Source organism: Arthrobacter sp. Cr_A7, assembly GCF_029222765.1.
GTDB lineage: Bacteria > Actinomycetota > Actinomycetes > Actinomycetales > Micrococcaceae > Arthrobacter.
The window spans coordinates 1-18,219 of sequence record NZ_JARHXQ010000138.1 but is presented as its reverse complement, the minus strand read 5'-3'; the positions used below and the strand labels follow the sequence as shown (position 1 = coordinate 18,219).

General features: G+C 61.8%; 17 protein-coding genes and 1 pseudogene. 4 read left to right on the top strand and 14 right to left on the bottom strand.

The genetic code is table 11. The features are described 5' to 3' along the window. Positions 1–1,167: a mandelate racemase/muconate lactonizing enzyme family protein gene (locus P2Q66_RS08535; protein ID WP_275727234.1), complete on the bottom strand. Its 1,167-nt coding sequence runs from the start codon at positions 1,165–1,167 to the stop codon at positions 1–3. A gap of 224 nt (positions 1,168–1,391) precedes the next feature. Here P2Q66_RS08535 and P2Q66_RS08530 point away from each other — a divergent pair, with 224 nt between their 5' ends. Next, entirely contained in the window at positions 1,392–2,093 is a 702-nt protein-coding gene (locus P2Q66_RS08530) for a GntR family transcriptional regulator (RefSeq protein WP_275727232.1), read from the top strand. Between the two features lie 434 nt (positions 2,094–2,527). On the opposite strand, the gene P2Q66_RS08525 is transcribed toward P2Q66_RS08530, so the two are convergent. The 4 genes from P2Q66_RS08525 to P2Q66_RS08510 all read right to left on the bottom strand — a co-directional run bounded on the left by P2Q66_RS08525 (position 2,528) and on the right by P2Q66_RS08510 (position 7,289). Next, on the bottom strand, positions 2,528–3,850 hold the full coding sequence (locus tag P2Q66_RS08525) for an NtaA/DmoA family FMN-dependent monooxygenase (protein ID WP_275727229.1): 1,323 nt from the start codon (positions 3,848–3,850) through the stop codon (positions 2,528–2,530). A gap of 83 nt (positions 3,851–3,933) precedes the next feature. Next, positions 3,934–5,262: an NtaA/DmoA family FMN-dependent monooxygenase gene (locus P2Q66_RS08520; protein ID WP_275727226.1), complete on the bottom strand. Its 1,329-nt coding sequence runs from the start codon at positions 5,260–5,262 to the stop codon at positions 3,934–3,936. 3 nt (positions 5,263–5,265) lie between these two features. Further along, a complete protein-coding gene (locus P2Q66_RS08515; protein ID WP_275727223.1) occupies positions 5,266–5,730 on the bottom strand; it encodes a flavin reductase family protein in 465 nt (154 codons plus the stop codon). Positions 5,731–5,810: 80 nt separating this feature from the next. After that, positions 5,811–7,289, bottom strand: coding sequence for an MDR family MFS transporter (locus P2Q66_RS08510; protein ID WP_275727220.1), 1,479 nt, complete (start codon positions 7,287–7,289; stop codon positions 5,811–5,813). Positions 7,290–7,484: 195 nt separating this feature from the next. Here P2Q66_RS08510 and P2Q66_RS08505 point away from each other — a divergent pair, with 195 nt between their 5' ends. Next, positions 7,485–8,108, top strand: a complete 624-nt coding sequence (locus P2Q66_RS08505; RefSeq protein ID WP_275727218.1) for a TetR/AcrR family transcriptional regulator — start codon at positions 7,485–7,487, stop codon at positions 8,106–8,108. Positions 8,109–8,799: 691 nt separating this feature from the next. On the opposite strand, the gene P2Q66_RS08500 is transcribed toward P2Q66_RS08505, so the two are convergent. Further along, positions 8,800–9,015 (bottom strand): hypothetical protein, encoded by a 216-nt coding sequence (locus P2Q66_RS08500; RefSeq protein ID WP_275727216.1) that lies wholly within the window; start codon positions 9,013–9,015, stop codon positions 8,800–8,802. A gap of 58 nt (positions 9,016–9,073) precedes the next feature. Here P2Q66_RS08500 and P2Q66_RS08495 point away from each other — a divergent pair. Beyond that, a pseudogene (locus P2Q66_RS08495) lies at positions 9,074–9,445 on the top strand (PfkB family carbohydrate kinase); the annotation flags it as partial. 394 nt (positions 9,446–9,839) lie between these two features. Further along, positions 9,840–9,983 (top strand): hypothetical protein, encoded by a 144-nt coding sequence (locus P2Q66_RS08490; protein WP_275727214.1) that lies wholly within the window; start codon positions 9,840–9,842, stop codon positions 9,981–9,983. 155 nt (positions 9,984–10,138) lie between these two features. On the opposite strand, the gene P2Q66_RS08485 is transcribed toward P2Q66_RS08490, so the two are convergent. The 8 genes from P2Q66_RS08485 to P2Q66_RS08450 all read right to left on the bottom strand — a co-directional run bounded on the left by P2Q66_RS08485 (position 10,139) and on the right by P2Q66_RS08450 (position 18,134). Further along, on the bottom strand, positions 10,139–10,549 hold the full coding sequence (locus P2Q66_RS08485; RefSeq protein WP_275727212.1) for a nuclear transport factor 2 family protein: 411 nt from the start codon (positions 10,547–10,549) through the stop codon (positions 10,139–10,141). A gap of 259 nt (positions 10,550–10,808) precedes the next feature. Further along, the gene (locus tag P2Q66_RS08480) at positions 10,809–11,774 is read right to left on the bottom strand and encodes an alpha/beta hydrolase-fold protein (protein ID WP_275727210.1); all 966 of its coding nucleotides are present in this window, start codon (positions 11,772–11,774) and stop codon (positions 10,809–10,811) included. A gap of 61 nt (positions 11,775–11,835) precedes the next feature. Further along, positions 11,836–12,597, bottom strand: a complete 762-nt coding sequence (locus tag P2Q66_RS08475) for a glucose 1-dehydrogenase (RefSeq protein ID WP_275727207.1) — start codon at positions 12,595–12,597, stop codon at positions 11,836–11,838. 56 nt (positions 12,598–12,653) lie between these two features. Further along, a complete protein-coding gene (locus tag P2Q66_RS08470) occupies positions 12,654–13,670 on the bottom strand; it encodes an ABC transporter permease (RefSeq protein ID WP_275727205.1) in 1,017 nt (338 codons plus the stop codon). Further along, the gene (locus tag P2Q66_RS08465) at positions 13,667–15,235 is read right to left on the bottom strand and encodes a sugar ABC transporter ATP-binding protein (RefSeq protein ID WP_275727203.1); all 1,569 of its coding nucleotides are present in this window, start codon (positions 15,233–15,235) and stop codon (positions 13,667–13,669) included. Before P2Q66_RS08465 ends, P2Q66_RS08470 begins: the two co-directional genes overlap by 4 nt. Positions 15,236–15,316: 81 nt before the next feature. Next, positions 15,317–16,390, bottom strand: a complete 1,074-nt coding sequence (locus tag P2Q66_RS08460) for a sugar ABC transporter substrate-binding protein (RefSeq protein WP_275727202.1) — start codon at positions 16,388–16,390, stop codon at positions 15,317–15,319. Positions 16,391–16,542: 152 nt separating this feature from the next. Continuing rightward, positions 16,543–17,655: a sugar ABC transporter substrate-binding protein gene (locus tag P2Q66_RS08455; protein WP_275727200.1), complete on the bottom strand. Its 1,113-nt coding sequence runs from the start codon at positions 17,653–17,655 to the stop codon at positions 16,543–16,545. Between the two features lie 251 nt (positions 17,656–17,906). After that, a complete protein-coding gene (locus P2Q66_RS08450; protein ID WP_275727199.1) occupies positions 17,907–18,134 on the bottom strand; it encodes a hypothetical protein in 228 nt (75 codons plus the stop codon). Positions 18,135–18,219 lie beyond the last annotated feature (85 nt).

Genomic DNA, 18,219 nt, shown 5'->3' with positions numbered 1-18,219 from the left:
CTAGTTGTGCAGTTCGCGCAGGACCTTGTAGAACTCGGCCTTACCTTCAAGCCCGATGCCCGGCAGGTCGCCCGGGGCCACGCGGCTATTGACCATGACAGCGTCGTCGGTGAAGCCACCGGTGGGCTGGAACTCGCCCGGGTAGGACTCGTTACCGCCGAGCTTGAGGGCTGCTGCGATGTGCAGGGAGAACTGGTGTCCGCCGTGCGGGATGCAGCGGCGTGAGGACCAGCCGTGCTGGGCGAGCATGTCCTGGATCCGGCGGTATTCGGTCAGGCCGTAGCTCAGGGCCGGGTCGACCTGGATGAAGTCGCGGTCCGGGCGCATCCCGCCGTAGCGGACCAGGTTGCGGGCGTCCTGAAGGGAGAACAGGTTCTCTCCGGTGGCGATCGGGTTCTTGTAGTGCTCGGACAGGGTGGCGTTCAGGGCGTAGTCCAGCGGGTCGCCGACTTCTTCATACCAGAACAGTCCGTACTGGTCGATGGCTTTGCCGTATTCCAGCGCGGTCTCCAGGTTGAACTTGCCGTTGACGTCCACCATCAGGCGGGAGCCGTCGCCATCGAGGACCTCGATCACGGCTTCGATGCGGCGAAGGTCTTCGGCCAGGTCCGCGCCGCCGATCTTCATCTTGACCACGTCATAGCCCTTGGCCAGGAAGCCGCGCATCTCGTTCTGCAGGTCCTCCAGGGACTTGCCTGGTGCGTAGTAACCGCCGGCGGCGTAGACGAAGACGTCCTTGTCCGGGTTGCCGTCACCGTAGTGATCCGAGATCCACCGGTACAGCGGGACGCCGGCGATCTTCGCAGCCAGGTCGTGCAGGGCCATGTCTGCCACACCGACGGCGACCGAGCGCTCACCATGGCCGCCGGGCTTCTCGTTGGACATCATCAGGTCCCACGCCTTTTCCGGCGAGAGCTGGCCGTCCTCATCCAGAAGGTCTTCGGACGGGGCATCCATGATGCGCGGAAGGATGCGGTCCTTGAGGATGCCCGTGGCGTTGTACCGGCCGTTGGAGTTGAACCCGTAGCCAACCAGGGGCTTGCCGTCGACGAACACATCGGAGACGAGCGCGATGATCGTGCAGTCCATCTTGGTGAAGTCAATGAAGGCATTCCGGATCGAGGAACTAATGGGGATGGTGCCGACGTGAGCGGAAACGATTTTCATCTTTGAAACTCTCCTGAGTGAGACAATCTTATTTCTTATAAGACTCGGATTGAGGTCAATCCGAGGTCCGATGGGCGATGAAGCCCTTCGAGCTAATATCTTATAAGACCTGCACTCAAGGTTAGCGGCGAGTGACGGGGCGCACAAGTCGTCAGGCGGAATCTCTTATAAGATGTTGGCAGGAGCAAAGTGGCCCATCGCCAGTAAGAGAATCGGAGCGTCAGATGAGCACCACGAACGTCTTTTCCAGTAAGGGCAGTCTGGCGTACAGCGAACTCCGCCAGCTGATCCTCTCCGGCGGCCTCGCCCCCGGCTCACGCGTCTCACAGTACGAACTGGCGGACAAGATGCAGATGAGCATCACACCCCTGCGCGAAGCAATCCGCAGACTCTCCAGCGAAGGCCTGATCATCATGGACACCCACCGGGACTCCCGCGTGGCTGACGTGAGTGCTTCAGAGGCCCGTGAACTGCTTGAAGTCCGACTCTCGCTGGAGCCGTCAGCGACCGAGCTGGCGGCACACCGACGCACCGAAGCGGACATCGTCGCTATGCGCACTGCAGCCGAGAAACTGCTGCCGGTCACCAAGGTCTGGGGGGAGGAGGCCATCACGGCACACCGCGAATTCCACCGGGCCGTCTACGCCGCCTCCCACAACGCCAGCATGATCAAGCTCCTCGATGACCTGTGGGACAAGTCCGACCGCTACCGCCGCCTCGGCCTGGAACTTCCATCCGGTGATGAACCCCGCACGATCGACCTGAACCAGCACCACCAGATTCTCGAACTTGTCGCCTCCGGCGATGGTCCCGGCGCAGCCGAACTAGCCCGCACCCACATCGCCAACAGCCTCACAGCCTCAGTCACCGGCGCCCTGGAGGAACGCGAAGACGGCCAGGCAGCAACCCTGGAGAAGACTGCCTAAGAATCGCCGATCGTCCGGGAACTGGATACTGCTCGCTGCCGTTGTGCCGTACCAGATATTGAGCCAGTGATGTAAAACCTCATTGGAAGACTGGGGTACATCGACGGTGCCATTGAGTCTGGTGGAACGGTTGCCAAAAAAGTCAGGTTATCCACAGCTGGAAGTTGGGAGCCGTTGGAGTAGCTACCTGGCACAGTAGCGGTGGATAGCCTATGAGAATTGCCCCCGGCTGTAGCTGGGCGGACTCGACTTCGAGTTCAAACGTAGATCAATTCCGGTTGTTCCGAGGACCCGGCAAGGGGCCGTGTGTCAGCTTAGGGGTACCTCAACCGGATGGACCTTCCCCGCGAGGCCGCAAACGACTGGCCAGTCACTCCCGTTGGGCAAGAGGCGCAATCAAGAATGGTCGGTCGTGAAGTCGGCGGTGATCCGCATCACCGTGTTACGCGCGCGTCGACTCCATATTGGGCTGGGGTGTTCAAATGATCCCGCAGGGTGGCGCCGTCATAGTCCCGATGGAACAGACCTCGGTCTTGCAGGATCGGCACGACGCTGTCGACGAAGGCATCGACCCCGCTGTTATAGATGTCTGGGGATACCCAGAAGCCGTCGACGGCGTCGGCTTCGAACCATTCCTGCATGTGGTCGGCGGCTTCAGCTGCCGGGCCGACGATGACGGGGTGGTAGTCGATGACGCCGTGCGCGAGTATGTCGCGGACGGTCCAGCCTTCACGCGCGATCTTCAGTGCGTGGATCGAGCGGGGGTCGGCCGGTGATGGTCGAGCTTCAGACAACTGCGCAGCGGAGAGTGGTTCATCGAGGTGTGCGGGATCAAGGTACAGGCCGAGCATCCGCCCGAGATACGCCGCGCGCTGAGGGAACGTCCGTGCGCTCAGTGTGATGCGGCGATCGAGGCCTTCTCGTTTATCGGGGGTGAGTGTCGTCATCAGGCCGGCGAAGAACTTGATCTCGTCCGGGTTCCGTCCGGCTCGTTCAGCCGCTTCACGGAACGCTGCACGCTGTGCACGAGCATCGTCGATCGTGAAGGCCGCGCCGATGACGGCGTTTGCCCAGCGTCCGGCGAACTCGTGGGCGTTTGGACTGCCTCCGGCGTGGAAGATGACGGGTTGCCCCTGTTCGGACGGAGGAATGTACAGGGGCCCGCGGGTGGCGACGTATTCGCCACCAAGGTTGATCGGGGCCACCTGTTCCGGGTCGGCGAAACGGCCCGTGGCCTTGTCGTGCACCCAGGCGGTCTCGCCCCAGCTGCCCCAGAGAGCCTGCACGAGCTGGACCGTCTCGTGCGCTCTTCCGTAGCGTTCCGGGCTGGACGGAATATGTTGGCCGTAGTTGGCGGCGACGTCTTCGCCACTGGACGTGACGGCGTTCCATCCCGTCCGTCCGTGGCTCAGGACGTCGAGTGCTTTGAACTGTCGGGCGAGGTTAAATGGTTCGTTAAAGGTGGTCGAGCCGGTTGCCACGAGGCCGATATGGCTGGTTTCGCGGGCGACCGCTGCCAAGGTGACCATGACGTCGAGGTTGAAGTTGGGTGGCTCGTTCGCGATGTCGCCAGCGTGGGTGGGGCCGTCGGGGAGGAACAGGAATTGGAGTTTTCCGCGCTCTGCGGCTTGGGCGTGCCGAACTTTCGCGTCGAAGCTCGTGTAGCTTGTGGGATCGACTCCTGGGGCGCGCCAGGCGCCAGGCAGGTTGCCGTACCCGTTGCCCAAGTGCAGGCCGATGAGCATCTGTCTGGTCATGATGTTTTCTCTCCGTGTGTAAATTTGAGCTGTCGTTGCTGTCGAGTGCGCTCTAGGTATGGGCTGTGGAGGCGGACCCGTTGTTAGGGAGTCCGCGTTCGACGGTGCAGGCCGTACTGGTGGTCGATGCCGAGATTCTCGCGGAGGGTCTCGCCTTCGTACTCGGTGCGGAACAGGCCGCGCTGCTGCAGGATCGGAATGACTCCGTCGACGAAGGACTCTATTCCCTCGGGAATAACACCGGGGATGACTAAGAAGCCGTCCGCGGCATCAGCTTCGAACCATTCCTGCAGGTGATCGGCGATCACTTCGGGGGGACCGATGGGGGCAGGGTGGTAGTCGATGACGGCATGGTAGAGCACTTCGCGCACCGTCCAGCCTTCCTTGGCGACCTCGAGGGCTCTGGGCGACCGTGGGTCACCGGGGTTGGCCCGCGCGACGGCCAGCTGATCCGCGCGCAGTGGGGCGTCGAGGTCCATTGGCCCCAACGGCAGGCCGAGGAGCTGGCCGAGATGGCGCACCTGCTGCTCGACGTCGGGTTCGATCAGCTTTCCGCGTTGAGCAAGAGCCTCCGCGTGGGTCGACGCGATGGTGGGCATCACTCCGACGAAGAACTTGACGTCGTCAGGGCTGCGACCGGCAGATTCGGCGGCGTGGCGCACTGCGGCGCGCTGGTGCCGGGCCTCCTCTATGGTGAAGACCTCGCTAATGAGAATGTCTGCGTAGCGGCCGGCGAAGGCGAGGCTGTGCGGGCTGGCGCCGGCGTGGGCCATGACCGGCTGGCCCTGCTTGGAGGGCGGGATCTCGAGTGGGCCGCGGGAGGAGGCGTAAGTTCCTCTGAGGTTCACGGGCGAGATTTTGGACAGGTCGGTGATCCTCCGGGACTGCTGGTCGCCGATCCAGGCATCCTCTTCCCAGCTCCCCCAGAGCGCCTGGACGATCTGAACGACCCCGTCTGCGCGGGCGTAGCGAGTGTCACGGTCCTCGATCGCGCGCCCGAAGTTCGCGGCGGCCTGAGGTGAGGAGGTGGTCACGGCGTTCCAGCCCATGCGTCCGCGGGAAACGACGTCGAGTGACTTGAGCACGCGGGCGATGTTGTAGGGCTCCTGGAAGGTGGCGCTGATCGTGGTGACGAGACCGATCCGCTCGGTAGCCAGGGCGATGGCGGTGGCCACGATGGTCGGCTCGAGGGTCTGGTTCGGCGCGTGCGCCTCAGTGCGCTGGGTCTGCGCGAGGAAGTCGCCCTGGAAGAGGAAATCGAACATGCCACGTTCGGCGGCCTGAGCGGCGCGCACCAGGACGTGAATGTTGTCATAGTCGTGGGGATCGACTCCGGGTTCCAACCATGCGTACGGGCTGGCGCCGTAGGGAGTGGCACTTGCTGCGGCGAGATGCATCTTCTTACGGGACATCGTCTACTCTCTCTCGCGCTGGATCACGGCGATCTGGCGGTTGTAAAAGGTCAAGGGGCTCATGTCGTCGTAGCGCTCGTGGTGTATGACTTCGAAGAGTACGAGCTCGTGGTCACCAGCCGGCACGTGCTGGTGGGGCCGAACGACGAAGGTGGCTGCCGCCTGCGGTAGGGTGCGTGCCTGGGTGGTGGCGTTATCTAGAGTGATGCCGTCGAGCCGGGCGGGGCCGGACAGGCGAAGCTGAGACACGAGGGCGAGGTGGGATTCTCCCAGAATCGTGATACCCAACTCTTGCGCTTGGCGAAGCCGGGGCCAGGTGGTCGAGGTATGGGTAAAGGCCATGGAGACGAGTGGCGGGTCCAGAGAAATGCTGGTGAAGGAGTTCGCGAGCATCGCCTCGTTCTGGCCGTTGACCTCGGCGGCAATAAGGGCCATTCCGGTGGGGTAGGCGGCGAGGGAGTGACGCATGGTAGCGGCTGACGAGGTTTGCACTGTCGATATCTTTCCTATCGGATGATCGAGGGTTTCGGAGCAGGCGGGGGTGATGCTCAGTGCCCGACGGGCACGTGGGCGCCGCTGGAGGCGGGCTTGCGGATGAAGAATGCGAGCGGGATTGCGATAAGCGAGAGGACTGCTCCACAGTCGAACGCGGCGTGGATGCCGTCGGCCGTGGCCGCGATGACGCTGGCCCCGTCTTCGATTCGCGGTGTCGATGTCGCTGTCATCACCGTGACGAACACCGCGATGCCGACCGCGCCGGCGAGCTGCTGTACGGTGCTGACGGTGGCGCTGCCGTGGGAGTAGAACTGCGGGCTGAGCGATGCGAGCCCCGAGGTGAACAACGGGGTGAATGCGAGGGCGAGGCCGATACTCAGCACGATGTGGGCGACGAGGACCGTGACGATGCTTGTGCCGGCGCCCAGTGTAGTCATGAACCACAGCGCACCGCTCACGATGATCGAGCCCGGAACAACGAGCACGGTCGGGCCGACTTTGTCATAGAGGCGCCCGACGAACGGCGCGAGGAACCCCATCACAAGTCCGCCGGGCAGCATCAGCAAGCCGGTGGTCAGGGCATCGAGTTCGAGCACGTTCTGCGTATAGATCGGCAGCAGGGTGAGAGTGCCAAATAGTATGGTCGTGTAGATCGCGATCACGGCCATAGCGAGCGTGAAGCCGGAGCTCGTGAAGGTACGCAGGTCAAGCAGTGCGCGGTCTGTGCGTTGCAGTTGCGACTGGCGCAGGATGAAAAGCGTGATGCCTGCTGCGCCAAGGGCGAGGGGCGCCCAGCTGGTCGGGCTGGAGATTCCTGCCTCGGTCTCGCCGATGTGACTGAGGCCAAAAACGAGCCCGCCGAAGCCGATGGCCGAAAGAACGACCGACACGTAATCGAGCGGGGTCTTGCGCGGCTCGCTGACGTTGGGAATGCGCAGGACCCCGATCACGAGAGCAAGTACGGCGACCGGCAGCACGATGATGAACATCCAGCGCCAGCTCAGCGCGCTCAGGATGAGGCCCGACACGGTCGGGCCGACCGCGGGGGCGACAGAGATCACGATCGAGACGTTGCCCATCACGCGTCCGCGTCGCTCTGCGGGGACGAGGGTAAACACGGTGGTGAAAAGCAGCGGAATCATGATCGCCGTACCCAAGGCCTGCACAACACGCGCGGCGACCAGGACCTCAAAGCCGGGCGCGATGGCCGCGATGAGTGTGCCGACACTGAACAACGCCATGGCGCTGACGAAGATCGGGCGGGTACTGACGTGCTGCAGCAGGAAGCCGGTGATCGGAATCACGACCGCCATGGTGAGGAGGAAGGCGGTGGTGAGCCACTGCGCCGCGCTTGCCTCGATGTCGAAATCGTCCATGAGGTGAGGAAGTGCGACGCTCATGATCGTTTCGTTCAGGATGACGACAAACGTTGATGCGAGCAGTACCCCAATCGCGAGCCGATTGCGCGCGTCGACCTCCTGCCGATGAGTATGCGCCGCCTTGGGAAGCGCTGCGGTGGAGGTATCTGACATAGCTACATACCATTCATTGAGTAGTTGATTTCGGGGCGACGACACCCGGTAAACACGGTGTGCATCGATCAAGCCAGAGTGTGGCGGCACACCATCGCTCGCCAGCAGAATGCTTTATAGTGGAGAGTGTCTCCCATTAGGTGTTTACGAATATACGGAGATGCTCCCCGTTTTGTCAAAAGTGAGGCAACCGTTATGTCCAGGACCGCTACGAGCAGGGCTCGCGCCCCGCGGGCTGATGCCCGACGCAATCGAGATCACATCCTCGACACCGCCGAACAGTACTTCTCTGAGCACGGCGTGGGCGGATCGCTCGACGCGATCGCGAAACAAGCAGGCGTCGGCGCGGGAACCCTGTACCGGCATTTTCCCAACCGGGAAACTCTGCTCGCGGCCTTGCTCGCCGCGCGCGATGAGGCACTAATGTCCCGCCGGGACGAGCTCCGCATCAAGGCGGCTAACGCAGCCGACGCACTCGATGGCTGGCTTGCCGCGCTGACCGAGTGGGCAGGCGCGTTCGACGGGCTGCCCGACCCCCTCCGCGCTGCGGCGGCCACCAGCACATCCCCGCTCGCAGTTACGTGCGAAGGATTCATCACAACGACCGAGGAGTTCCTGCACGCCGCACAACGAGATGGAAGTGCCCGGAAGGAAATTCGGGCACGAGATCTCTTCTTGGTGGCACTGGCCACGAGCTGGGTCCGCGGAGCGGCTTTGGCCGATGGCGCATCCGCCGCGGCCCTGGCCGGTATCACCAGGAACGGGTGGGAACTGAACCCGTCCCGCACGCGCGGGGTGTCAGCGACAACCGCCGACTAGAACGTCACATCATCCGGGTTATCCATGCTGGAAAGCGGGAGCCAGGGGGTAGCTCCCTCGGCAGCAGTAGCAGTGGATAACCCATCAAGATTGTCCTGGGCTGTGGGTAGGCGAGCCGGGTGCGTAGACGGTGTCTGCTCAAACTCCCGATGCCGGGCAGCTTTATGGTCACCGCTCGGACGGCGGCCGCGCGGCCGGAGGCGATGAATCTGCCGATTCAAGAGCGAGTCGGGTTCGGTCGCGGTTCGCAGAGGTGCGGAACCAGAGGGCTCTGTGCTATACGACGATTGCTACCCCGGCTAAGTCCGTCATCCCGCAGCAAGCCACGGCGGGCTGCCGTGGCTAGCAAAAGCATGGCGAGGCCTGTCGCCGCTGTCATTATCACCACCATAGGGATAGCGGTTCCTGTGCCGCCCAAGCCCACATAGTGGAGTAGCTGCGGCGCCGAAGACGAACTGGATGAACCCCAGCCCGGCCGCACCGCTGCCGGAAACATGACGGACAGCCTCTCGAGAGCGAGGGCCGTCAAGTTCCCTTGGATGAAGCCCATGGTGCTGACTGCGAGCCAGATCGGCAAGGCAAGGAACCAATCTGGGATCATCATCCCGGCCGCATAGATCCCGAAGGCCATCCCGTAGTGCATGGTCCTGCATCCCATAACCTCCTGGTATACGAAGCTCGATGCGGAAACCTACCTGATCATGGCCGCGAAGGTAGTCCCGCCGAAAACTCGATCGTCGTCGTCAGCGGGGCCAACGCGACGTTCCATCTCGGCATCGTCACGGATGCGGCCGAAGCTGTCGAAGAAGTAGCCGTAGTACTCGCCCAGCTCGAAGTGCCGCTGGAAGTCGTTCGCAGAGATGCCCAGCAGTCGAAGGGATCTTGTGCTGAACCCGCACCGGCCCAAGCCCTCGACGCTGAACTCTGGGAACTCGTCGATGTGATGGTCGTGAAACGAATGCGAGTTCGAGGTCGTCTTCGGCCAACCCGTCTCAGAAGACCCGGCTCGGCTTGGCGAGATCCTGGCCCAACGAAAGGCGCCCACTTCCCTCGTTGTGACTCTTGGAGGTCGAGGCGCCCTGATCTGGCGCAGCGGAGAGACGGCCCAGATCTCGGCGCCTTCGGTGAGTGTGGTGGACACAACCGGTGCCGGCGACACTTTCGTAGGAGCGCTCGGCAACGCGCTGGCCAAGGGCGAATTCCTCCTCGAGGCCGCGAACTGGGCGGTGCGCGCGGCGTCCCTTTCGACTCAGTTCTTCCAAGCAACATCTGGCATGCCCACGGACACCGCAGTCCGTGAACTCCAGGGAAAGCTAGCCACTGTCGACGGGCAGTGAGAGCCTGCGCCGAACCTGCTCTACCGTTTCCGGGAAGGAACACCGCGGTCGCCCTGAGCGTCGTCGTCTTCGTCTTCGAACCGAATATGAGGCGTGGCGCCAGGCTGAAATCCATCGTGAAGTAGCGTTGCAAACGGCGCATGTCCGGTAGAGCCGCAAATGAGCTGACTCCCGGTGGACGGCCATTATCGCGCCGAGTTCGGCACCAATGACGACCAATTCCGCGCAGGGACGGGTAGTGGACGGCGCGGCGTTTGAGCAGGGCAGCCGTGGCGTTCACGGGGTTGGACATGCTTCCGGCCGGGCGGGTTCTCTCTAGGGCGGCCTTTATTGCGGCGCTGGTCAGGGCCCCGGTACTTGCCACGCAGCGCCCTGGCGGGCCGTGAGGATGCTTTTGACTTGGACCCATGACCGCGACCCGGGCGCGCATCGCCGTGCCCGGCTCGGCGTGCAGCACCCGCAGGGATTCCACGGCCCTTTCCGGGGCTACGGTGTTGCGGCGTTCCGGGCGGCCGGGGCAGCCTCTGCCGCCTGGTAGGCGTCCAGAGGGTCCGATTTTCCCCCTCAGTCGCCGGCCTTGCCGGTTCGGGCGCATGAGTTCCAGGACCCGATACCTTCCCCGGTCAAAAGGCGGGCGAGTTCGGCGCCGTAAGGGCGGACGTCCGAGCAGACGACTTTCAAATAGGCACTATCTCATAGCTCTAGGGTTGCGCCGGTCTCGGAGTTTGCCACTCGCGAAGCAAACTTCCATTCTCCTTCAACTCGGCGAAACCTGTCGACATAGGTGCCGATTGCCGCGAGGACAGGAGTGCTATCGACTATTTTGAAAAACTGGAAGTAGGCCGTACCGGATGCTTCGTCCCCGTCGATCGCAACGTTGATGTTTGAAACGTAGTGCTTCGCCTGGAAGCCGTGGGGAAGCTGTAGCTCTTCGCTCAGGATACGAAGGTCGTGATGCCCACGGCGAGGCCCGATACGGGGGATCTCAAAAGATCCGTCCTGGGTAAACAGTGCAACCCACTCTTCGTGCTGATTCAGATCTCGGGTCGCGCCGAAGAGGGAACAGAGACGGTAGATCGCCCACATGTCGTCGGCATATGTCATATTGACTCCTTCGTCAGGCTGGAGTTAAGCAAATGCGCGTCCGGGATAACCCCCGTCTGGACCAAGCCCGGCAATCGGCGTCGGCTCAATCTCTTAGCGGCGGTTCGTGACGGACATCTGAAAGCATGTCGACGGCGGTGGGGCCCAGGAAAGGAGACATCATGATCCTCGACCTCGAGATCTGAGACAATCCGCCGGGCTTCCGAACCAGCGGTTCGGGAGGCCCGCTTTACCCGCTAACACGCCAAATGCCTCCCGTCTACTGTGCGTCAGCGGTGTCCGGATGATCGCGCCAAATCCACCTCAGGGTCTCGGGAAGGACCGCGCCACCGTGCACCAGTGAGTGTCCGCCTTCGCCGTAGACGAACTTGGCATCGTAGCGTCGATACTCAAGGGCCGCGAACATGTCCTTATTGGCAATCGGGATACTGCCGAAGATTACATCAAGGTCCCGGGCTCCCGTCTGAAGCCAGACCCGGATGGGTTTTCGCGGGTTCTGCCGGATTGCCGACGGGTGGTTGTGGCCACCCCGGATATTGATGAAGCTGCCGCAATGGGAGATGACGTTGCCGAAGACGTCAGGGCGGGACCAAGCCGCAGTGAACGCGCAATTGCCGCCCGAGCTGATCCCTACAAGCAGTCGATCGCGAGGAACGGTGGAGATATTGAGATCTCCTAAGGCATCCGGCAGGAATTCGTCCGTGAGGAACCTGGCATAATCGCCGTTGATGGAGTCATATTCGATGCTGCGGTTGTCTGTTCCGCCAAAAAAGGGATACCCCGGGCCCTTTTCGCCTGCTTCGATGAATAATGCAACGGTAACCGGGATCTCGCCCTTGTTGATGAGGTTGTCCAGGACGACATCAGCGTTGGCCTTCGGGGCCAGGTACAGGTTTGCATCCTGGAAGATGGCCAAGGCGGCGGGCTTGTCGGGGCTGTATTGAGCGGGGACGTAGACGTAGTAGTCCCTTTCGACGCCGGGGTAAACGCTTCGCCCTGTGTGACGTCCCTTGGTGAGCCTGCCGCGAGGGCTTCCGGGCTGTCGCTCGGAATCTGGACCCAGTGAATAAAGCGGCTTCGTGTCATCCCCGAGGACATAGGCCTCAGCGTCTTTGCTGGAGATTATGAGGTCGTCCTGGTATTCGTTTTCTTTCCGGTAATCCTCATCCGGGGCTTGGTCGCGGTCATCAGCCAGGCCAAGTTCGGTATCGGGGGAGCGCGTCATCCTGATCCTTTCAGTGGAGGGGAAGTCTTCTTCCCCAGGTTTTGGCAGGAAAGCGGTTCGCTCACTGAGAGGTGAATCCGCCGTCGATAACCAGCTCTGTTCCGGTGATGAACTTCGCCTCATCGGACGCAAGGTAGAGCATGCCATACGCGATGTCGGAGGCCTCCCCGGCGTGGGGCGGCAAAGGAACAGCTCCGGGGTTGGCCAGCGTTTCCCTGGTAAGCCCGTAGCCACGGGTCAGACCGGTGTCGACCGGACCGGGATGCACCGAGTTCACCCGGATGTTGTCCTTTGCAAACCACTGGGCAGTATGTTTTGTCAGGGAGCGGACAGCCCCCTTTGAAGCGGAGTAGGCTGCACTGCCGCCGTCGGAGGCGCCGCCGACAATCCCGGCGATCGATGAGACGTTCACGATCGAACCGCGGCCTGCGGCCTGCATTGCTGGGATGACACTCTTCATTCCAAGCCAAGGTCCGGTGACATTGATCGCCATGACCTTATTCCAGTCCTCAAGCTCGGCGTCGAGGACACCCTTCGCCATGGCAATTCCGGCGTTGTTAATAAGGATGTCGATCCTGCCCCACTCGGCGAGGACGTCGTCAACTACACGCTTCCAATCCCCAGCAGAAGAAACATCGTGCGTGCGGGCAATCGCCTCGCCACCGTTCCCGGAGACTTCCTCGACCGCCCGTCGCAGCGCTTCCGCGGAGATGTCCGTGGCTACTACCCGCGCCCCCTCAGCCACGAAAAGCTTGAGGGCGGAGAGCCCCATTCCGCTGGCCGCGCCCGTGATGATGGCGACCTTGCCGGCCAATCGCGACATATTCATCTTCCTTCTCTAATAGTGGATTCTTCAGCAGCTGCCGTTGTGGAGACGGGTCAGGCTTCTCCTGACCGCTTTCGTGACCTTGTATAGGCGTCGAGCGATACGGCGGCGAGTACGATCACGCCGAGGGCCACCTCTTGCGTGGCCTGTGGAAATGCCAGGATGTCGAAGACGTTGTTGATGGTTCCGAAAATCAGGATGCCTACGAGCGTCCGCCACATGGCGCCTTCTCCACCGAGCAATGAAGTCCCCCCGATGATGACGATCGCGATCGAGTTGAGCGTTACTCCAACGGCCACGCCCGGCTGTCCGACGCCGATGACCGATCCCAAAACGATTCCCGCGAGTGCGGCGAGCATAGCTGTCAGAACGTAGGTACTCGCCCGAAGTGAGGTCACGGGCAGTCCGGCCAGCCGTGCGGCTTCGTTGTTGCCGCCGATCGCGTAGATTCCCCGGCCGTACACAGTCTTGGACAGGGCGAACCATCCTGCCGCAACGAGGACCGCAAGAAGCCAAACGGAGAGCGGGGCTCCGAGGAAGTCCTCATCCGAAAGGAAATCGTAGCCGCCCGTTGCCATGGAAACCGGTTTGGAGTTCGTGTACAGCAAGGTCAGGCCGCTGAACAAAGACGCGGTCGCGAGAGTCGCGATGAACGCGTTCACTTTCGCTTTGGTGATGAGGAGGGCATTGATCAGGCCGAGAAGGAATCCGATCGCCAGCGTGATGAGTATCGCCGGCCCCGCAGGCATCATGTGGGACAGCGTTGCGTAAGACACCCCGCCGATAGCCAGGACCGCGGCCACCGAAAGGTCGAAGCCTCCTGCGATGATGATGAACGTCATCCCTACCGCGATAATGCCGACGGGGGCGTTCTGGGTCAGGATGTTGACCAGGTTTCCCGGGTTGAGGAAGCGCGGATTGAGGATGATCGCCGTGATGACGAGGATGATGAGCACCCAGACCATCCCGAGGCTTGCTGCTCTCTCCCGCAGATTGAGGCTTCTTCCTGCTGCCACAGCAGGAATAACGGTTCCTTCCGGCGTGGTATCCCGGTCGATGGTGGCGCTCATACGTGCTCCTTCAATCCAAACGCTGCTTGCAGTACGTCTTCCATGGCGATCTGCTGATCGCCGGTTCGCTCAAGGAGCCCCATGCTGTGGCCCTTGGCAATTACGAGCACCCGATCGGACACCGCCAACACTTCTTCAAGCTCGGACGAGACCATGATCACGGCGACGCCCTCGGCCGCCATTAGGCGCAAAGTCTCCAGGAGCTCGCCCTTGGCGCCGACGTCAATGCCGCGTGTGGGCTCGTCCGCGAGTAGCACCCGGGGTCGGTCGTACAACCACCGTGCCATCAGCAACTTCTGCTGATTGCCGCCGGAAAACCTGTCGCTGCGTTCACCTAGCCGGCTGACAGGGAAATTCAGCCTTGAGGCGGCCTCGGCGACCATGGCACGGAGCTTCCTGCGGACAATCACGCCCCCGGATGAGGCGGAGCCAAGATTGGAGAGGGCAATGTTGTCCGCGGCGCTGCGGAGCAGGACGAGCCCTTCTCCCTTGCGGTCCTCAGGGATCAACCCGATTCCGAGTTTGCGTGCGGCGCGCACGGTCCGCGGCCAGGCAGGCTCTGCACCGGCCAGGCGGATGGTTCCCCGTGCAGTGGGTTCCGCGCCGGCGATCGCCCTCAGCAAGGTCGAACGGCCAGAACCCACCAGACCGGCGATGCCCAGTATTTCCCCGGGCCTTACTTCCAGGTCGATATTTTCGATGGCTCCCGGAACGGTGAGCCCAACCACTTCCAGAATCGGGGCAACGGCCGGTTCGACTGGTCTCGAGTGTATTTCCACGGGCTTGTCCAGGAGCACCCGGCTCAGCGTCTGGTCACCCCGCTGGTCACCGAGCATTGCGCGGACGAGTTCGGCCCGGGATTTCTCCCCGCGCCTGCTCGTGGTGATGGCACGGCCGTTCCGGAAGACCGTTATCCAGTCGGCGAGCCGTTCGATCTCGTGGAAGTTGTGGCTCACGATCACGATGGTGACACCGCGCTTTCGTAACCCTTCGATCGCCTTGTAGAGTGCCTCGCGTTCCTCGACGGCGAGCGAGGCGCTCGGCTCATCGAAGAGGATGACGCGAGGTTCGACCACAAGGGACCGCATGATCTCGAGCATCTGCTGCTCGGCCACCGAGAGGGTGCCAACGGGAACGCCGGCAGGTATGACCCGGACGTCCAGCTCGGTACACAGTTGTTCGTAGCGGCGGCGCATTTCGCGGCTGGAGAGAACTCCGAACCGGGACAGATCGGATCCAAGAAATACATTCGCTGCTGCATCCAGATGCGGGATGATCGTCAGTTCCTGATAGATGGCCGAGACGCCGCTGCGTCGTGCAGCGCGAAGGTTTCCCGGTTCAAGCGGTTCACCGAACACTTCGACGACACCTTCGTCAAAGTCGACGCGACCGGCGATCGCACCCAGCGCCGTGGACTTTCCCGCTCCGTTCTCGCCAATCAGTGCATGTACTGTTCCTTCGTGGATCTCGACGTCCACATCGATCAATGCGCGTGTGGCACCGTAGGTCTTCGATACCGCTTTGAGCGCGACGGCGATAGTCGGGTCCGATTGCGAAGGCTCCATTGCCGGTTCTACTTTCTGTACTGGGCTGGGGCGGCGTTCGAGGGAACGTCGCCCCAGCCCAAGGCTGGGCGAACTGCGGTGTTAGCGCAGCTCGGCGGGAAGTTCTGAGATGGTTTCCTTAGTGACCACAAAAGGATTCTTTGCAGTGCCAATGACCGAGTCATCCACAAAACGGGAGCCGGCGTCCCCCCGTTGCGCGGCGGCGATGGAGCTGAGGTTTGCCTTCATTTGGTTGTAAGGAAAGAGCATCGTGGAGAGCTGGACGTTGCCGGCTTCTAATTGTTCGATCTGGAACTTGCCGAAACCGACGTCCGCTATATGGATCTTCTCGGACAGACCGGCGTCTTTTCCAGCCTGGATGACGCCTTGGGTGAGGTCGGGCGCGGACGCAGACAGGATGAGGGTGGTGTCAGGATGGCCCTGCAGGTATGTCTGGGTCTTGTTGTACGCGTCAGTCGTGGTCCAGTCGGTGTAGATCGTGTCAATCGAATAGTCGGTGTTGTCCTCCGCAAGCTTTGCCATTGCGGCTTCTGTAACGCGCGTCTGAGTGTTGACCGCCGGGCCAAGCACGGCCACCACCTTTTGCTTACCCGGGTTAGCCTTTGCTGCGGCCGCCAACCAACCGTCGACGTAGTCACGGGTGGTGTTGCTGCCCACGAAGTTCAAGGTGCCCGGGACCCAGACTTCGTCAACTGACTTACCGCCCTGGTCTGTGCCGTCGTCACACAGGGGGGAGCCTGAAATCGACGTGAGGATATTAGCCTTTGCGAAATCCTCGGTGAGGAGCTTGCAGGACATCACGCCGTCAAGGGCCATAACTACCGCGGCGTCGAAGTTTCCGGACGTCATCGCTGTCTGCATTTGGTTGAGCTGCTTGTTTGGGTCATAGCCTGCGTCAAACAAGGTCATGTCCATACCAAGTTCCTTCGCAGTCTCCTTCGCCGCCCGCTCCTGCTCCAACCCGAACTCATTGGCCACACCTGGGATAAAAACAGCGACCTTAAGGCCCTGGTCGGTCTTCAGGTTCACCTTCGTGTCATTGCCGACATCGATTGCGACCGTGCCGGCTGGACCCTGAACGCCCGGGTCGCCGCTGCTGTTTCCCGCGCAACCCGCCAAGGCGAGCAGCACTGCTGTCGATCCGGCGGCCAGCATGGCCCGCGACTTCGTTGTACGCATAATTCTCCTGATTGCCTCGTCCCGGCGCGGAAGGCGGCCGGGATATATGTGATGTGTCGCGGGCTTCTTTGCCTCGCGATGGTGACGTGGACCGCCGGCGCTACTTGGGGAGTGGCAGCTACCCGGGGCTAGCGTAGTCCGGGGGGAAGTTCGGAGATCGTATCTTTCGTGATGGTGAAAGGACTCTTCGCACTGCCAATGACCGAGTCATCCACAAAACGAGGGCCGGCATCCCCGCGCTGAGCCGCCGCGATTGTCTCGAGGGATACCTTTATCCCGTTATATGGGAAGAACAGGGTTGAGAACTGGATGTTCCCCGCCTCGATCTGTTCGATAGAAAACCCACCGAAACCCTGGTCTACGATGTGGATCTTGCCGAGTAGGCCTGCGTCGTCTACGGCTTCGACGATGCCCCGAGAGATGTCCGGCGTGTACATGGACAGAAAGAGGGTGGTGTCGGGATGGCCCTGGAGGTAGGTCTGGGTCTCGTTGAACGTGCCGGTCGTCGTGTAGTCGGTGTAGACCTTGTCTACCGTGTAGTCGGGGTTGTCCTTCGCGAACTTCGCGAGAGCAACCTCAATGACTCGCGTTTGCGCGGCGACTGCGGGACCAAGAACAGCAACAACTTTCTGCTTGCCGGGGTTCGCCTCGGCCGCGGCGGCGAACCAGCCGTCGATGTAGGCGCGGGTGTTGTTGCTGCCCACGAAGTTCATGGTGCCCGGCGCCCACACCTCTTCAGCTGATGCACCGGTCTGATTAATGCCGTACTCGCACAACGGCGTAACGTTGTTCACCACCAGGATGTTGGCCTTCGGGTAATCCTCGGTGATGGTCTTGCACACCACCGTCCCGTCGAGGGCCTGCACCACGGCCGCGTCGTAGTCCCCTGAAGCCAGCGCCGTCTGCATCTGGTTCAGCTGTTGGCTGGGGTCGTAACTGCCGTCGAACAAGGTCATCTCCATTCCGAGTTCCTTGGCAGTCTCCTTCGCGGCGAGCTCTTGCGCCTGGCCGTATGCGTTGGCTACGCCCGGGATAAATACGGCGACCTTAAGGTTGGGGCTGGTCTTCAGGTTGACCGTCATGTTATTGCCGACATCGATCGCGACAGTGTCAGCGGGACCCCGACTGCTCGCGCTTTCAGCGCAACCAGCCAAGGCCAGCAGCACCGCCGTCGATCCGGCAGTCAACATAATTCGCGACTTCGTTGTACGCATTTTTTGCTCCTCGCGTTTCTTTCGCATGCTGTGAAGCGTGCGTCCCTGGCCTTTCCCATGTATCGGCCGGCGCCGTTGACGACCGGAATGAGGGTGGCTCGCCGCCAGCTTCTTTGCTCAGCGATCTTGGTGGGTGCTATGCCGACGGTACTTGTGTCTCAGGTCACCCGTCAAGAGAAACTCGCACTATTTGAAAATTCCTCTCGCATTACGAGTAACTGGAACGATTCATTTGGTGAACGCATCATCATTAGGGGAGCTCACGCTTGCTCAGAACGTCACCTTCCGGCGTTGGCGGTTTCCCACTTGTAGGTCATCCAGACCTCGAATCCCTCGGCTTTGCTGACCAATTGACGGTGGTTGACACCATCGGCCCGCAGCCAAAGGATCCCGTCGTCGCCCATCACAGCGTCAACGATCCCCGTCCGAATAAACCGGCCATACTGTCTTATTTGCACGGTTTCCTCAACAAGGGGAAGCCAATCATCTTGCTTGTGGTACGTCATTGTGGGTTCCGTTGGGTAGTGGTTTTTCGGCCGCGGCTGCCCCCGCCGAAGAGATCAGCGGACGGCCGCGGAGCCCTGGATGTCG

Excerpts from the sequence above, each read along its gene's own strand:
- P2Q66_RS08535 (WP_275727234.1), bottom strand. The coding sequence starts at position 1,167 with ATGAAAATCGTTTCCGCTCACGTCGGCACCATCCCCATTAGTTCCTCG.
- P2Q66_RS08530 (WP_275727232.1), top strand. The coding sequence starts at position 1,392 with ATGAGCACCACGAACGTCTTTTCCAGTAAGGGCAGTCTGGCGTACAGC.
- P2Q66_RS08525 (WP_275727229.1), bottom strand. The coding sequence starts at position 3,850 with ATGACCAGACAGATGCTCATCGGCCTGCACTTGGGCAACGGGTACGGC.
- P2Q66_RS08520 (WP_275727226.1), bottom strand. The coding sequence starts at position 5,262 with ATGTCCCGTAAGAAGATGCATCTCGCCGCAGCAAGTGCCACTCCCTAC.
- P2Q66_RS08515 (WP_275727223.1), bottom strand. The coding sequence starts at position 5,730 with ATGCGTCACTCCCTCGCCGCCTACCCCACCGGAATGGCCCTTATTGCC.
- P2Q66_RS08510 (WP_275727220.1), bottom strand. The coding sequence starts at position 7,289 with ATGTCAGATACCTCCACCGCAGCGCTTCCCAAGGCGGCGCATACTCAT.
- P2Q66_RS08505 (WP_275727218.1), top strand. The coding sequence starts at position 7,485 with ATGTCCAGGACCGCTACGAGCAGGGCTCGCGCCCCGCGGGCTGATGCC.
- P2Q66_RS08485 (WP_275727212.1), bottom strand. The coding sequence starts at position 10,549 with ATGACATATGCCGACGACATGTGGGCGATCTACCGTCTCTGTTCCCTC.
- P2Q66_RS08480 (WP_275727210.1), bottom strand. The coding sequence starts at position 11,774 with ATGACGCGCTCCCCCGATACCGAACTTGGCCTGGCTGATGACCGCGAC.
- P2Q66_RS08475 (WP_275727207.1), bottom strand. The coding sequence starts at position 12,597 with ATGTCGCGATTGGCCGGCAAGGTCGCCATCATCACGGGCGCGGCCAGC.
- P2Q66_RS08470 (WP_275727205.1), bottom strand. The coding sequence starts at position 13,670 with ATGAGCGCCACCATCGACCGGGATACCACGCCGGAAGGAACCGTTATT.
- P2Q66_RS08465 (WP_275727203.1), bottom strand. The coding sequence starts at position 15,235 with ATGGAGCCTTCGCAATCGGACCCGACTATCGCCGTCGCGCTCAAAGCG.
- P2Q66_RS08460 (WP_275727202.1), bottom strand. The coding sequence starts at position 16,390 with ATGCTGGCCGCCGGATCGACAGCAGTGCTGCTCGCCTTGGCGGGTTGC.
- P2Q66_RS08455 (WP_275727200.1), bottom strand. The coding sequence starts at position 17,655 with ATGCGAAAGAAACGCGAGGAGCAAAAAATGCGTACAACGAAGTCGCGA.
- P2Q66_RS08450 (WP_275727199.1), bottom strand. The coding sequence starts at position 18,134 with ATGACGTACCACAAGCAAGATGATTGGCTTCCCCTTGTTGAGGAAACC.